Source organism: Escherichia sp. KS167_9B (assembly GCF_030295215.1).
Lineage (GTDB): Bacteria > Pseudomonadota > Gammaproteobacteria > Enterobacterales > Enterobacteriaceae > Escherichia > Escherichia coli_F.
In genome coordinates, this window is sequence record NZ_AP025754.1 from 1428139 (window position 1) to 1442525 (window position 14387).

At 50.3% G+C, this 14387-nt stretch carries 15 protein-coding genes; 12 read left to right on the forward strand and 3 right to left on the reverse strand.

Going from position 1 to position 14387, the window contains the following annotated elements:
- Positions 1-7: 7 nt before the first annotated feature.
- The 3 genes from QUE34_RS07115 (at position 8) to tnpA (ending at position 3183) form a co-directional block, all read left to right on the forward strand.
- The gene (locus tag QUE34_RS07115; RefSeq protein ID WP_000480245.1) at positions 8-805 is read left to right on the forward strand and encodes a metal-dependent hydrolase; all 798 of its coding nucleotides are present in this window, start codon (positions 8-10) and stop codon (positions 803-805) included.
- Positions 806-1099: 294 nt separating this feature from the next.
- Positions 1100-2533, forward strand: a complete 1434-nt coding sequence (gene ptsG / locus QUE34_RS07120; RefSeq protein ID WP_000475716.1) for a PTS glucose transporter subunit IIBC — start codon at positions 1100-1102, stop codon at positions 2531-2533.
- Between the two features lie 191 nt (positions 2534-2724).
- Entirely contained in the window at positions 2725-3183 is a 459-nt protein-coding gene (gene tnpA, locus QUE34_RS07125; protein ID WP_000502112.1) for an IS200/IS605 family transposase, read from the forward strand.
- Positions 3184-3303: 120 nt separating this feature from the next.
- Here tnpA and fhuE read toward each other — a convergent pair whose 3' ends face one another.
- Positions 3304-5493 (reverse strand): ferric-rhodotorulic acid/ferric-coprogen receptor FhuE, encoded by a 2190-nt coding sequence (gene fhuE, locus QUE34_RS07130; RefSeq protein ID WP_103254022.1) that lies wholly within the window; start codon positions 5491-5493, stop codon positions 3304-3306.
- 333 nt (positions 5494-5826) lie between these two features.
- Between fhuE and hinT the strand changes: the two genes are divergently transcribed.
- The 8 genes from hinT to QUE34_RS07170 all read left to right on the forward strand — a co-directional run bounded on the left by hinT (position 5827) and on the right by QUE34_RS07170 (position 12103).
- Positions 5827-6186 (forward strand): purine nucleoside phosphoramidase, encoded by a 360-nt coding sequence (gene hinT, locus QUE34_RS07135; protein WP_000807125.1) that lies wholly within the window; start codon positions 5827-5829, stop codon positions 6184-6186.
- 2 nt (positions 6187-6188) lie between these two features.
- Positions 6189-6566 carry a YcfL family putative periplasmic lipoprotein gene (locus QUE34_RS07140; RefSeq protein WP_001225281.1) on the forward strand — a complete coding sequence of 126 codons (378 nt, stop codon included), beginning with the start codon at positions 6189-6191 and terminating at the stop codon, positions 6564-6566.
- Between the two features lie 13 nt (positions 6567-6579).
- The gene (gene lpoB, locus QUE34_RS07145; protein ID WP_000164439.1) at positions 6580-7221 is read left to right on the forward strand and encodes a penicillin-binding protein activator LpoB; all 642 of its coding nucleotides are present in this window, start codon (positions 6580-6582) and stop codon (positions 7219-7221) included.
- A complete protein-coding gene (gene thiK / locus QUE34_RS07150; protein ID WP_001116586.1) occupies positions 7202-8026 on the forward strand; it encodes a thiamine kinase in 825 nt (274 codons plus the stop codon). The genes lpoB and thiK overlap by 20 nt, the downstream gene beginning before the upstream one ends.
- Positions 8027-8036: 10 nt before the next feature.
- Entirely contained in the window at positions 8037-9062 is a 1026-nt protein-coding gene (gene nagZ / locus QUE34_RS07155) for a beta-N-acetylhexosaminidase (RefSeq protein ID WP_000529294.1), read from the forward strand.
- 22 nt (positions 9063-9084) lie between these two features.
- On the forward strand, positions 9085-9627 hold the full coding sequence (gene ycfP, locus QUE34_RS07160; protein WP_000587933.1) for an alpha/beta hydrolase YcfP: 543 nt from the start codon (positions 9085-9087) through the stop codon (positions 9625-9627).
- Positions 9628-10032: 405 nt separating this feature from the next.
- Positions 10033-11337, forward strand: coding sequence for an NADH-quinone dehydrogenase (gene ndh, locus QUE34_RS07165; RefSeq protein ID WP_000211045.1), 1305 nt, complete (start codon positions 10033-10035; stop codon positions 11335-11337).
- 226 nt (positions 11338-11563) lie between these two features.
- Positions 11564-12103 carry a glycine zipper 2TM domain-containing protein gene (locus QUE34_RS07170; protein ID WP_001043462.1) on the forward strand — a complete coding sequence of 180 codons (540 nt, stop codon included), beginning with the start codon at positions 11564-11566 and terminating at the stop codon, positions 12101-12103.
- A 62-nt stretch (positions 12104-12165) separates the two neighbouring features.
- On the opposite strand, the gene comR is transcribed toward QUE34_RS07170, so the two are convergent.
- Entirely contained in the window at positions 12166-12798 is a 633-nt protein-coding gene (gene comR, locus QUE34_RS07175; RefSeq protein WP_032302870.1) for a TetR family copper-responsive transcriptional repressor ComR, read from the reverse strand.
- 240 nt (positions 12799-13038) lie between these two features.
- Between comR and bhsA the strand changes: the two genes are divergently transcribed.
- On the forward strand, positions 13039-13296 hold the full coding sequence (bhsA, locus tag QUE34_RS07180) for a multiple stress resistance protein BhsA (protein ID WP_000800153.1): 258 nt from the start codon (positions 13039-13041) through the stop codon (positions 13294-13296).
- Positions 13297-13378: 82 nt separating this feature from the next.
- On the opposite strand, the gene ldtC is transcribed toward bhsA, so the two are convergent.
- The gene (gene ldtC / locus QUE34_RS07185) at positions 13379-14341 is read right to left on the reverse strand and encodes a L,D-transpeptidase LdtC (RefSeq protein ID WP_010360119.1); all 963 of its coding nucleotides are present in this window, start codon (positions 14339-14341) and stop codon (positions 13379-13381) included.
- Between the last annotated feature and the right edge of the window lie 46 nt (positions 14342-14387).

The window sequence follows — 14387 nt, forward strand, 5'->3', positions numbered from 1 at the left end:
AGACATCATGTTTTTAGTCGACTCACACTGCCATCTCGATGGTCTGGATTATGAATCTTTGCATAAGGACGTGGATGACGTTCTGGCGAAAGCCGCCGCACGCGATGTGAAATTTTGTCTGGCAGTCGCCACAACATTACCGGGTTATTTACACATGCGGGATCTGGTAGGCGAACGTGACAACGTCGTATTTTCTTGTGGCGTGCATCCACTCAACCAGAATGATCCCTACGATGTAGAAGATTTACGCCGTCTGGCGGCAGAAGAGGGCGTTGTTGCGCTGGGTGAAACCGGGTTGGATTATTATTACACGCCGGAAACTAAAGTACGGCAGCAAGAGTCCTTCATCCATCATATCCAGATTGGTCGTGAACTGAACAAGCCGGTTATCGTCCACACCCGTGACGCCCGCGCCGATACGCTGGCAATTCTGCGCGAAGAAAAAGTGACGGATTGCGGTGGCGTACTACACTGTTTTACAGAGGACAGAGAAACGGCGGGTAAATTACTGGATCTCGGATTTTACATCTCCTTTTCCGGCATTGTGACTTTCCGTAATGCGGAGCAACTGCGCGATGCCGCGCGTTATGTCCCCCTCGATCGGTTACTGGTAGAAACTGACTCACCTTACCTTGCACCGGTTCCGCATCGAGGAAAAGAGAATCAACCTGCGATGGTTCGTGACGTTGCAGAATACATGGCTGTGTTGAAAGGTGTTGCCGTTGAAGAACTGGCGCAGGTAACCACCGATAACTTCGCCCGTCTGTTTCACATCGACGCTTCCCGCCTTCAATCCATCCGTTGAATGAGTTTTTTTAAAGCTCGTAATTAATGGCTAAAACGAGTAAAGTTCACCGCCGAAAATTGGGCGGTGAATAACCACGTTTGAAATATTGTGACATATGTTTTGTCAAAATGTGCAACTTCTCCAATGATCTGAAGTTGAAACGTGATAGCCGTCAAACAAATCGGCACTGAATTATTTTACTCTGTGTAATAAATAAAGGGCGCTTAGATGCCCTGTACACGGCGAGGCTCTCCCCCCTTGCCACGCGTGAGAACGTAAAAAAAGCACCCATACTCAGGAGCACTCTCAATTATGTTTAAGAATGCATTTGCTAACCTGCAAAAGGTCGGTAAATCGCTGATGCTGCCGGTATCCGTACTGCCTATCGCAGGTATTCTGCTGGGCGTCGGTTCCGCGAATTTCAGCTGGCTGCCCGCCGTTGTATCGCATGTTATGGCAGAAGCAGGCGGTTCCGTCTTTGCAAACATGCCACTGATTTTTGCGATCGGTGTCGCCCTCGGCTTTACCAATAACGATGGCGTATCCGCGCTGGCCGCAGTTGTTGCCTATGGCATCATGGTTAAAACCATGGCCGTGGTTGCGCCACTGGTACTGCATTTACCTGCTGAAGAAATCGCCTCTAAACACCTGGCGGATACTGGCGTACTCGGGGGGATCATCTCCGGTGCGATCGCAGCGTACATGTTTAACCGTTTCTACCGTATTAAGCTGCCTGAGTATCTTGGCTTCTTTGCCGGTAAACGCTTTGTGCCGATCATTTCAGGCCTGGCTGCCATATTTACTGGCGTTGTGCTGTCCTTCATTTGGCCGCCTATTGGTTCTGCAATCCAGACCTTCTCTCAGTGGGCTGCTTACCAGAACCCGGTAGTTGCGTTTGGCATTTACGGTTTCATCGAACGTTGCCTGGTACCGTTTGGTCTGCACCACATCTGGAACGTACCTTTCCAGATGCAGATTGGTGAATACACCAACGCTGCAGGTCAGGTTTTCCACGGCGACATTCCGCGTTATATGGCGGGTGACCCAACTGCGGGTAAACTGTCTGGCGGCTTCCTGTTCAAAATGTACGGTCTGCCAGCTGCCGCAATTGCTATCTGGCACTCTGCTAAACCGGAAAACCGCGCGAAAGTGGGCGGTATCATGATCTCCGCGGCGCTGACCTCGTTCCTGACCGGTATCACCGAGCCGATCGAGTTCTCCTTCATGTTCGTTGCGCCTATCCTGTACATCATCCACGCGATTCTGGCAGGCCTGGCATTCCCAATCTGTATTCTTCTGGGGATGCGTGACGGTACGTCGTTCTCGCACGGTCTGATCGACTTCATCGTTCTGTCTGGTAACAGCAGCAAACTGTGGCTGTTCCCGATCGTCGGTATCGGTTATGCAATTGTTTACTACACCATCTTCCGCGTGCTGATTAAAGCACTGGATCTGAAAACGCCGGGTCGTGAAGACGCGACTGATGATGCAAAAGCGACAGGTACCAGCGAAATGGCACCGGCTCTGGTTGCTGCGTTTGGTGGTAAAGAAAACATCACTAACCTCGACGCATGTATTACCCGTCTGCGCGTCAGCGTTGCTGATGTGTCTAAAGTGGATCAGGCTGGCCTGAAGAAACTGGGCGCAGCGGGCGTAGTGGTTGCTGGTTCTGGTGTTCAGGCGATTTTCGGTACTAAATCCGATAACCTGAAAACCGAGATGGATGAGTACATCCGTAACCACTAATCCGTAAGACGTTGGGGAGACTAAGGCAGCCAGATGGCTGCCTTTTTTGTGCACAGAAAACCCCCAGCTAGGCTGGGGGTTCCGGAAAGCTTTCAGCTTTGAGCCAGTTATTAAAACCCCTTTTGATTTGTTAAAACACCTTGCGGTCTGGCAACTGCAAGTGTCAAACAAGAAATCAAAAGGGGGTCCCAATGGGGGACGAAAAGAGCTTAGCGCACACCCGCTGGAACTGTAAATATCACATAGTTTTTGCGCCGAAATACCGAAGACTGGCGTTTTACGGAGAGAAGCGTAGGGCGATAGGCAGTATTTTGAGAAAGCTGTGTGAGTGGAAAAGCGTACGGATTCTGGAAGCAGAGTGCTGCGCAGATCATATCCATATGCTTGTGGAAATCCCACCCAAAATGAGCGTATCCGGCTTTATGGGATATCTGAAAGGGAAAAGCAGTCTGATGCTTTACGAGCAGTTTGGGGATTTGAAATTCAAATACAGAAACAGGGAGTTCTGGTGCCGAGGGTACTATGTCGATACGGTGGGTAAGAACACGGCGAAGATACAGGACTACATAAAGCACCAGCTTGAAGAGGATAAAATGGGGGAGCAGTTATCGATTCCATATCCGGGCAGCCCGTTTACGGGCCGTAAGTAACGAAGTTGAATGCAAATGTCAGATCGTATGCGCCTGTTAGGGCGCGGCTGGTAACAGAGCCTTACAGGCGCATTTGAAAAACCTCCGGCTATGCCGGAGGATATTTATTACAGGTGTTATTCAGAATTGATACGTGCCGGTAATGCTGAAATTACGCGGTGCGCCGTAGACGATAGAACCTTCCACGTTCGTATCGTAGGTTTTGTCGAACAGGTTATTGACGTTCCCCTGTAACGAGAAGTTTTTCGTCACCTGGTAGCGGGTGAAGAGATCCACCAGCGCGTAGCTACCTTGCTCGGCGCGGAAGGTGCCATACGGTGTCACGGTGTCGGTATACACGCGATTTTGCCAGTTAACACCACCGCCGACCGTCAACTCTGCCATGACAGGCAACCGATAGCTGGTGAACATTTTAACCGTGGTGCGTGGCAGATTAGGATTAACGGCGTTTCCTTCGTTATCTTCTGCAATATAGCGCGTTGCGCCAAACGTCAGCTGCCAGTTGTCGGTAATTGCGCCGTTGAGTTCAAATTCCACACCTTTACTGACTGTCCCATCCACCGCTTTATAGGCGGTTTCGCCGTTGCTGCCGGGGATAGGTGTACCGGTGGACTGAGCGACATTATCCTGCTCAATACGGAAGATGGCTAACGTGGTGGTCAGACGGCTATTCATCCAGTCCGATTTCAGACCCAGCTCGTAGTTGTTACCGGTGATTGGAGCCAGATATTTGCCTGAACTGTCACGGTCATTTTGCGGCTGGAAAATAGAGGTATAGCTGGCGTAGGTCGACCAGTTATCATTGATGTCAAACACCAGTCCAGCATAAGGCGTGGTGTGGTTTTTCTCCATGCTATAAGTCAGCGTATCAACCCGCCAGTTGGTATAACGTGCGCCGAGGATCAGATGCAGCGGATCGGCAAGGGTGACACGAGTGGCAGCATATAACGATTTCATATGTGTGGTATCGTCCTGCGCCAGATTCTGTGGTGACCAGTCGGTTTGTGGGAAATTGCCATTAAAGTTGTAGAAACTGCCAATTTCATCCGGGAAGATGTTGGCCCATGAACTGAAGTAACGATTGTTTTGTTTGCTGTAACTGCCACCAAACATGAGATTGTGCTGACGACCAAACAATTCATAACTACCGTCAGCGAACAAATCCAGCGCATCAACTTTACGTTTGCCGCTGTTCCAACCGGTGCCGCCGACATAATCAAAGCCAGGTCCATAATTACTGTATGGCCCAACCAGCATACCATCCGCTTTGTTTACATAGGCATCGACATACATCATTTTGCTGTCAAATTCGACTTCGGAGTGGGTGGCATTCAGTGTCGCTTGCCAGGTATCAGCAAACCGCTGCTTCAGGGTCATAAAGACCTTGTTGATCTCTTTATCGTTGTACGCCCAGTCAGGTGCGGTACTGCGTGCGCGATCGTAACTGTTGCTGCTGCCATCAGTATTCCAGCGCGGTAAACCGCCCCACGTTGGGCTATTAACATCAATGCGCTGATATTCGTAACCGGCTGAAAGCGTCGTAAGATCGCCTAAATCAGCATCAACAATGCCGGAGAAGAAGGTCTTTTCACTGTTGTAGCGGTCCAGCCATGAGTCGTTATTCTGGTAGCCGCCGACAATTCGCGCGCGGATTTTACCATCTTCGGTGAGTGGACTTTGTAAATCCGCCACATACCGTTCTTTGTTCCAGCTACCGTATTCTGCCGAGACATCGCCTTTAAATTCACGACTGGTCGCGTGTTTTCGAACCATATTAATTGCCGCAGATGGATTACCCGTACCGGTCATGAGTCCTGTCGCGCCACGCACTACTTCTACGCGTTCAAACAGTGCCATATCAGAAAGTGCGTCGCCCAGATTCCAGCGCGATTCAAAATAGGTGGGGATACCATCAACCATATAGTTATCGATCTGGAATCCGCGGGAATAATAAAGAGCACGATCGGAATCCGCCTGACTTTTGCTGATCCCCAGCGTGTTTTCCATCACTTCGCCCAGCGTTTGTAACTGCTGATCTTCCATCCGCTGCTGACTAACAATAGTGACCGACTGAGGAATATCACGTTGAGTCATCTGCATTTTGGTACCCGCAGAGGTAGACGTTACGCTGTAATCATTTTCGTCATCAACTGGAGTAGTGGCGGAACCCTCAACAATCACCGTTTCTTCAGTGGCTGGTGCAGCAAAAGCGGCGGAAGGTAAGAGTGCCAGTGCTATGCAGGCGGCAAGCAGTGACGGTTTGGAGGTGGTTTGATGTTGATTATCCCTGTTAAATTGTGTTGAAAGCATTTGAAATCTCTTGGTTTATGTTGTCGTCAGGCTCATGCCGGAGGAGGGTGATGAGCGGTTATATTTAGTGTGCGAATAATTTTGTGTGTAAATGCAAATGAGAAATATACGCATTCATATTTGACGTGTAAACCAAACAGAGAAAGTCTTTTCAGCGCATTCGCAGGCAGAAATGGGAATAATGGCGATATATACGGCAGCAAAACGATTTTTTGCTTAAGAAATCGTTAGTTAAGGTTGAAAGAGCAGGTTTAACTCGACCATACTCTATACTCGCAGTGTGGCGCGGCGTAGCATGGCGCAACGCATGGCTATTTGAAAAAGGAAAATGTCGTGGCAGAAGAAACTATATTCAGCAAAATTATTCGTCGTGAGATCCCCTCTGATATCGTCTACCAGGATGATCTGGTAACGGCGTTTCGCGATATTTCGCCGCAAGCGCCAACGCATATTCTGATCATTCCGAATATCCTCATTCCGACTGTGAACGACGTGTCAGCTGAGCATGAGCAGGCGCTGGGACGCATGATCACCGTAGCGGCAAAAATTGCTGAGCAAGAAGGTATTGCCGAAGATGGCTATCGTCTGATCATGAACACCAACCGCCATGGCGGACAAGAGGTTTACCACATCCATATGCACTTGTTGGGTGGCCGTCCGCTGGGACCCATGCTGGCGCATAAAGGTCTGTAACGATGAGAAAAGGATGCTTTGGGCTGGTGTCTCTGGCGTTGTTACTGCTGGTGGGCTGTCGTTCACATCCGGAAATTCCGGTGAATGATGAGCAATCGCTGGTGATGGAGTCATCTTTATTGGCTGCGGGCATCAGTGCAGAAAAGCCCGTCCTTTCGACGTCTGATATTCAACCTTCAGCATCCTCAACGCTTTATAACGAAAGGCAAGAACCCGTTACCGTTCATTATCGTTTTTACTGGTATGACGCCAGAGGGCTGGAGATGCATCCTCTGGAAAGGCCACGCAGCGTTACCATTCCCGCACATTCGGCGGTAACGCTGTACGGCAGCGCCAATTTTCTGGGGGCGCACAAAGTCAGACTTTATCTATATTTGTAAGGGGTGAATCTTGATGACAAAAATGAGTCGCTACGCCTTGATTACCGCGCTGGCGATGTTTCTCGCCGGGTGTGTGGGGCAACGTGAACCTGCACCGGTAGAAGAAGTGAAACCAGCGCCGGAACAACCAGCCGAGCCACAACAGCCTGTCCCCACAGTGCCCTCGGTGCCGACGATCCCGCAGCAGCCAGGCCCAATTGAGCACGAAGATCAAACTGCACCGCCTGCACCGCATATTCGCCATTATGACTGGAATGGCGCAATGCAGCCGATGGTCAGTAAGATGCTTGGGGCTGACGGGGTGACTGCGGGTAGCGTCCTTCTGGTTGATAGCGTTAACAACCGTACTAACGGTTCGCTGAATGCCGCAGAAGCGACCGAAACGCTGCGAAATGCGCTGGCTAATAACGGTAAATTTACCCTGGTTTCCGCCCAGCAGCTGTCGATGGCGAAGCAACAGTTAGGTTTGTCGCCGCAGGACAGTTTAGGTACCCGTAGTAAAGCCATAGGCATTGCCCGCAATGTCGGCGCTCATTACGTGCTGTACTCCAGCGCCTCTGGCAACGTTAACGCTCCGACCCTACAAATGCAGCTGATGCTGGTGCAGACGGGCGAAATTATCTGGTCAGGTAAAGGTGCCGTTTCGCAGCAATAATCCCATCACGCGCGACGAATTGTTGTCGCGCTTTTTCCCGCAATTTCATCCCGTCACGACGTTTAATAGTGGGCTTAGTGGCGGGAGTTTTCTCATTGAACATCAGGGCCAGCGTTTTGTTGTGCGTCAGCCGCACGATCCTGATGCGCCGCGGTTCGCGTTCTTGCGCCAGTATCGGGCTTTATCACAACTACCCGCATGCATTGCACCGAAGCCGCATTTATATCTCCGTGACTGGATGGTGGTCGACTATCTGCCCGGCGAGGTAAAAACGTATTTGCCGGATACCAACGAACTGGCAGGCTTGCTGTATTATCTACATCAACAACCGCGTTTTGGCTGGCGAATAACTCTGTTGCCGTTACTGGAACTGTACTGGCAGCAAAGCGATCCGGCGCGGCGGACAGTGGGTTGGCTGCGAAGGTTAAAACGTCTGCGCAAAGCGCGGGAACCACAGCCTTTACGCTTAAGTCCATTGCATATGGATGTCCACGCCGGAAATTTAGTGCATAGCGCGTCAGGATTAAAACTTATCGACTGGGAGTATGCCGGAGATGGTGATATCGCGCTGGAACTGGCGGCGGTGTGGGTGGAAAATACTGACCAGCATCGGCGATTGGTTAATGACTATGCCGCGCGCGCGAAGATTAATCCGGCGCAATTATGGCATCAGGTCAGGCGATGGTTTCCCTGGCTGCTGATGCTCAAAGCTGGGTGGTTTGAGTACCGCTGGCGACAAACCGGCGATCAACAATTTATCAGGCTTGCCGATGACACCTGGCGGCAGCTATCAATAAAACAATAAGGAGAGCAGTGTGGGTCCAGTAATGTTGGATGTTGAAGGTTACGAACTGGACGCGGAAGAGCGTGAAATATTGGCGCATCCGCTGGTAGGAGGGCTGATTCTCTTTACGCGTAACTATCACGATCCTGCCCAGTTACGCGAACTGGTGCGCCAGATCCGTGCAGCTTCGCGCAATCATCTGGTGGTGGCGGTGGATCAGGAAGGTGGGCGTGTGCAGCGTTTTCGTGAAGGTTTTACCCGCTTGCCAGCGGCACAATCATTTGCTGCGCTGTTGGGAATGGAAGAAGGCGGAAAACTGGCGCAAGAGGCAGGTTGGTTGATGGCCAGCGAAATGATTGCTATGGATATTGATATCAGCTTTGCGCCAGTGCTGGACGTCGGGCATATCAGCGCGGCGATTGGTGAGCGTTCTTATCATGCCGATCCCGAAAAAGCCCTGGCAATCGCCAGCAGCTTTATTGATGGCATGCATGAAGCCGGAATGAAAACCACCGGTAAACACTTCCCAGGGCATGGTGCGGTAACGGCAGACTCACACAAAGAGACGCCGCGTGACCCTCGTCCACAAGCGGAAATTCGTGCCAAGGATATGTCGGTATTCAGCGCATTAATCCGTGAAAATAAACTCGACGCCATTATGCCTGCGCATGTGATCTACAGTGATGTAGATCCGCGTCCGGCGAGTGGTTCTCCCCACTGGCTGAAAACCGTTTTACGCCAGGAACTGGGTTTTGACGGCGTGATTTTCTCCGACGATTTATCGATGGAAGGTGCCGCGATTATGGGCAGTTATGCCGAACGCGGGCAGGCATCACTGGATGCGGGTTGCGATATGATCCTGGTCTGCAATAATCGTAAAGGGGCCGTCAGCGTGTTAGATAATCTGTCACCGATCAAGGCAGAACGTGTTACACGTTTGTATCATAAAGGTTCATTTTCGCGACAGGAACTGATGGACTCGGCTCGCTGGAAAGAGATCAGCGCCCGTCTGAATCAGTTACATGAACGCTGGCAGGAAGAGAAAGCAGGTCACTAACCCTGGCTTATGTGAGGAAGCGATGATTATCTATTTACACGGTTTTGACTCTAACAGTCCGGGTAACCACGAGAAAGTCTTACAATTGCAGTTTATTGACCCGGATGTACGCTTGATAAGCTACAGTACGCGGCATCCGAAACATGATATGCAGCATCTGCTCAAAGAAGTGGACAAAATGCTGCAACTAAACGTCGATGAGCGTCCGCTGATATGCGGCGTTGGTCTGGGCGGATACTGGGCGGAGCGAATTGGTTTTCTTTGCGATATCCGCCAGGTGATCTTCAATCCTAATTTGTTCCCTTATGAGAACATGGAAGGCAAGATTGATCGCCCGGAAGAGTATGCCGATATTGCCACTAAGTGTGTGACCAACTTCCGCGAAAAGAATCGCGATCGTTGTCTGGTGATTTTGTCGCGTAACGATGAAGCGCTTAACAGCCAGCGGACATCTGAAGAGTTGCATCATTATTACGAGATTGTCTGGGACGAAGAGCAGACGCACAAATTCAAGAATATCTCCCCGCATTTGCAGCGCATTAAAGCGTTCAAAACCCTCGGTTAAATGCCCTCGTCGCATCAGGTAACCTTGCTGATACCTGATGCGTTCCAGATTCTGTAAATTCTGTAGGTCGGATAGGGCGTTCACGCCGCATCCGACACTGGCAATGTGCCTGATGCGACGCCGCTCGCGTCTTATCAGGCCTACCAAACGCCCTCCATATACGTCTCACCCTCCTGAATTCGTTTAAATAATAAACAATAAGCTGTATTTTATGATCTCATCCGGTAAATCAGACTATCTTTTCAGCAACAAAACTTGATTAACATCAATTTTGGTATGACCAATGCACCATTCATGTTATTCTCAATAACGAAGAACATTTTCATTGCTGTAACCTATTGTTAATTAAGAGCTATATTAATAACTATTAGTTAACAATTGGTTAATAAATTTAAGGGGGTCACGTTGACTACGCCATTGAAAAAAATTGTGATTGTCGGCGGCGGTGCTGGTGGGCTGGAAATGGCGACACAGCTGGGACATAAGCTGGGACGCAAGAAAAAAGCCAAAATTACGCTGGTCGATCGTAACCACAGCCACTTGTGGAAACCGCTGCTGCACGAAGTGGCGACTGGCTCGCTTGATGAAGGCGTCGATGCGTTGAGCTATCTGGCCCATGCGCGCAATCATGGTTTCCAGTTCCAGCTGGGTTCCGTCATTGATATCGATCGTGAAGCGAAAACAATCACTATTGCAGAACTGCGCGACGAGAAAGGTGAACTGCTGGTTCCGGAACGTAAAATCGCCTATGACACCCTGGTAATGGCGTTGGGCAGCACCTCTAACGATTTCAATACGCCAGGAGTCAAAGAGAACTGCATTTTCCTCGATAACCCGCATCAGGCGCGTCGTTTCCACCAGGAGATGCTGAATCTGTTCCTGAAATACTCCGCCAACCTGGGCGCGAATGGTAAAGTGAACATTGCGATTGTCGGCGGCGGCGCGACGGGTGTAGAACTCTCCGCAGAATTGCACAACGCGGTCAAGCAACTGCACAGCTATGGTTACAAAGGCCTGACCAACGAAGCCCTGAACGTAACGCTGGTAGAAGCGGGCGAACGTATTTTGCCTGCATTACCGCCACGTATCTCTGCTGCGGCCCATAATGAGTTAACGAAACTTGGCGTTCGCGTGCTGACGCAAACCATGGTCACCAGCGCTGATGAAGGCGGCCTGCACACTAAAGATGGTGAATATATTGAGGCTGATCTGATGGTGTGGGCAGCCGGGATCAAAGCGCCAGACTTCCTGAAAGATATCGGTGGTCTTGAAACCAACCGTATCAACCAGCTGGTGGTGGAACCGACGCTGCAAACCACTCGCGATCCAGACATATACGCTATTGGCGACTGCGCGTCATGCCCGCGTCCGGAAGGGGGCTTTGTTCCGCCGCGTGCGCAGGCCGCACACCAGATGGCAACCTGCGCAATGAACAACATTCTGGCGCAGATGAACGGTAAGCCGCTGAAAAATTATCAGTATAAAGATCACGGTTCTCTGGTATCGCTGTCGAACTTCTCCACCGTCGGTAGCCTGATGGGTAACCTGACGCGCGGCTCAATGATGATTGAAGGACGAATTGCGCGCTTTGTATACATCTCGCTATACAGAATGCATCAGATTGCGCTGCATGGTTACTTTAAAACCGGATTAATGATGCTGGTGGGGAGTATTAACCGCGTTATCCGTCCACGTTTGAAGTTGCATTAATCGGCTTGTACTGGCGGATGCGGCGTAAACGCCTTATCCGCCCTGGACAAATGGTACGAGCGGTAGGCCTGATAAGACGCGTTAAGCGTCGCATCAGGCATTCCTTCAGACTCCTCCGAATCCCTAAGTATTTCCAGCCATTCCCGCGCTTTTCATCTTCTGTCTGATAGCTGCTTTTCTCCTTCACTTGCATGATTGGCATAACAGCAAAGAAGGAGGTGTTCCCGTGAATAAATCAATGTTGGCGGGTATGGGGATTGGTGTCGCAGCTGCGTTGGGCGTAGCGGCAGTGGCCAGTCTGAACGTGTTTGAACGTGGCCCGCAATACGCTCAGGTTGTTTCTGCAACCCCAATCAAGGAAACGGTTAAAACACCGCGTCAGGAGTGTCGCAACGTCACAGTGACCCATCGTCGACCGGTGCAGGATGAAAATCGCATTACCGGGTCGGTGCTCGGCGCTGTTGCTGGCGGCGTGATAGGGCATCAGTTTGGCGGTGGTCGCGGTAAAGATGTCGCCACTGTTGTGGGGGCGCTGGGAGGTGGCTATGCCGGTAACCAGATCCAGGGCTCTCTCCAGGAAAGCGATACTTACACGACTACGCAACAGCGTTGTAAAACGGTGTATGACAAGTCAGAAAAAATGCTCGGTTATGATGTGACCTATAAGATTGGCGATCAGCAGGGCAAAATCCGCATGGACCGCGATCCGGGTACGCAGATCCCGTTAGATGGCAACGGGCAACTGATTTTGAATAACAAAGTATAACAAGGCTGTATTCTGCAATTTAGCCCCCCATTCGCTCAGGCTGAGGGGCTTTTTTTTGCGCCTTATTTCACCAGTTCGGGCCATAAACGCAAAGTCATTCGGGCAATCTGCATCAGTTTTTCCAGCGATGCACCTTCGCGTGCGCTGATCGACATCCCCTGAATAATACAATTAAGGAATTCAGCCAGATGCGTCACATCACAGTGGGTCGGGATTTCCCCGCGCGCTTGTCGTTGACATAAAAACTGCTGCAAAGTGCGCTCTTGCATCGCATGGCGTGATTTCAGCGTATTGGCGATATCTCCGGAATCCGGGGAGAGGGTGGTGCAGTTGTTGATCATAAAGCAGCCAGCCGGGGTGTCTTTGCTGGTAAAGCAGTTGGCGATGGCAGCAAAATAGTCAGCCAGCGCAGACTCCACGCTTTTCTCTTCACAAAACAGCTGTGCTTCATGCTTAGCGGCAAAACGATCGATATAGCGGTCGAGTACGGCGCGGAATAACCCCTCTTTGTTGGTAAATTCCGCGTATAGCGTGGGCGCTTTGGCTCCGGTCGCTTCGACGAGGTCCGCAAGAGAAGTCGCTTCATAACCGTGCTGCCAGAACAATTTCATGGCCTTATCAAGCGCGGCATCCCTGTCGAACACTTTTGGGCGGCCACGGCTTTTTTTTACACATTGTGTTGAGTCAGTTGCCATGATGCCGTTGTACCTGGTGACTGTGAATGAAAGGTTATTATAAAAATAATCACCTCCGTTCACCAGTCCACAAACCATAAAAATAATTGCTTTCTATTTAACTGAAATTTAAAGATTTTTAAATTAATTAATGATTGTTATAAAAAATATCTTGTATGTGATCCAGATCACATCTATCATTTAGTTATCGATCGTTAAGTAATTGCTTGCGACGTCATTCATCTGCATAAGGCCACTATTATGAAAAACGTAAAAACCCTCATCGCTGCGGCGATTTTAAGCTCCATGTCATTTGCCAGCTTTGCGGCTGTCGAAGTTCAGTCAACGCCAGAAGGCCAACAAAAAGTCGGTACTATCAGTGCTAACGCGGGGACAAATCTGGGATCGCTGGAAGAGCAGCTGGCGCAAAAAGCGGATGAGATGGGCGCGAAATCTTTCCGTATTACTTCTGTAACCGGTCCGAATACCCTCCATGGAACAGCAGTAATTTATAAATAAGCATTAACCCTCATTAATGCCTGCTACTGCTGATTTTTTTCCCCGCGACATGCCGTGTCGCGGGGATTTTTTTATTCAGGATTTACAAAGTTTGTGGGCTCACTTGATGACGGCGGACATCCACCGGCATCCCGGAACGGACATCCATCACATGCTGCATCACTTCAGCGTCAGTTTGCGCTGCATCTTTAAATGATTGCATTGCGCTATTCAGTGTAATTGGCAGCAGCTGCGGATCGTCATCAATCTTCTCTGACAGCGGTTGATGTACTTCAACCAGACGCGCACCGTTTGGTTCGGCAGAGACTTTAATCGGGGTGTTGATGATATTCACTTTGGTACCTGGGGTGACCTGGCTAAAGAGTGTTTTGATATCGTCATCCCGCAGACGAATACAGCCAGAACTTACCCGCATGCCAATGCCGAAATCGGCGTTCGTACCGTGAAGCAAATAAACACCGCCATAGGCCGCCAGACGAATCGCATGATGGCCCATTGGGTTATCCGGTCCAGCCGGAACTACCGCAGGCAACTCAATTCCCTGTGCCTTATACCGCGCGCGAATGTTTGCCGTTGGCGTCCAGGTTGGGTTTGCACGCTTGTCAGAAACGGTGGTCACCATTGTTGGTGTCAGCGTGTCACCACCCAACTGACCAATGCCGATGGGATACACGGTTACCGAATTTTTACCCGGCGGGTAGTAATAGAGACGCAGTTCCGCAATATTGATCACAATGCCTTCGCGCGGCGCATCTGGAAGTAGGGTTTGCAACGGGATCGTTAACACGCTACCCGCGCGCGGCACGTAAGGATCAACGCCGGGGTTAGCCTGTAACAAAGCGAGAAAGCCGACATTATATTTTTTGGCGATGGCTTCCAGAGAACCACCGTCATTTTCCACCACATGAAATTTGTTTTCGCCAACCAGACGACTGCCTGCTGGCGGCAGCGGCCAGGTGTTGGCTTTTACCGGTAGCGCCAGCGCCACGGCAGCGGCGAACGTAAAAAACGTTAGCCAGCGAGAAAAACGCGTTTTGATCATCACCAAAAATCCATAATAAATATAAGGTTATTGTAATAAACAGATAAGC

Bases quoted from the DNA above. Each gene is read 5' to 3' on its own strand.
- QUE34_RS07115 (WP_000480245.1), top strand. From the start codon at position 8: ATGTTTTTAGTCGACTCACACTGCCATCTCGATGGTCTGGATTATGAA.
- QUE34_RS07140 (WP_001225281.1), top strand. From the start codon at position 6,189: ATGAGAAAAGGATGCTTTGGGCTGGTGTCTCTGGCGTTGTTACTGCTG.
- comR (WP_032302870.1), bottom strand. From the start codon at position 12,798: ATGGCAACTGACTCAACACAATGTGTAAAAAAAAGCCGTGGCCGCCCA.
- ycfP (WP_000587933.1), top strand. From the start codon at position 9,085: ATGATTATCTATTTACACGGTTTTGACTCTAACAGTCCGGGTAACCAC.
- lpoB (WP_000164439.1), top strand. From the start codon at position 6,580: ATGACAAAAATGAGTCGCTACGCCTTGATTACCGCGCTGGCGATGTTT.
- bhsA (WP_000800153.1), top strand. From the start codon at position 13,039: ATGAAAAACGTAAAAACCCTCATCGCTGCGGCGATTTTAAGCTCCATG.
- fhuE (WP_103254022.1), bottom strand. From the start codon at position 5,493: ATGCTTTCAACACAATTTAACAGGGATAATCAACATCAAACCACCTCC.
- ptsG (WP_000475716.1), top strand. From the start codon at position 1,100: ATGTTTAAGAATGCATTTGCTAACCTGCAAAAGGTCGGTAAATCGCTG.
- tnpA (WP_000502112.1), top strand. From the start codon at position 2,725: ATGGGGGACGAAAAGAGCTTAGCGCACACCCGCTGGAACTGTAAATAT.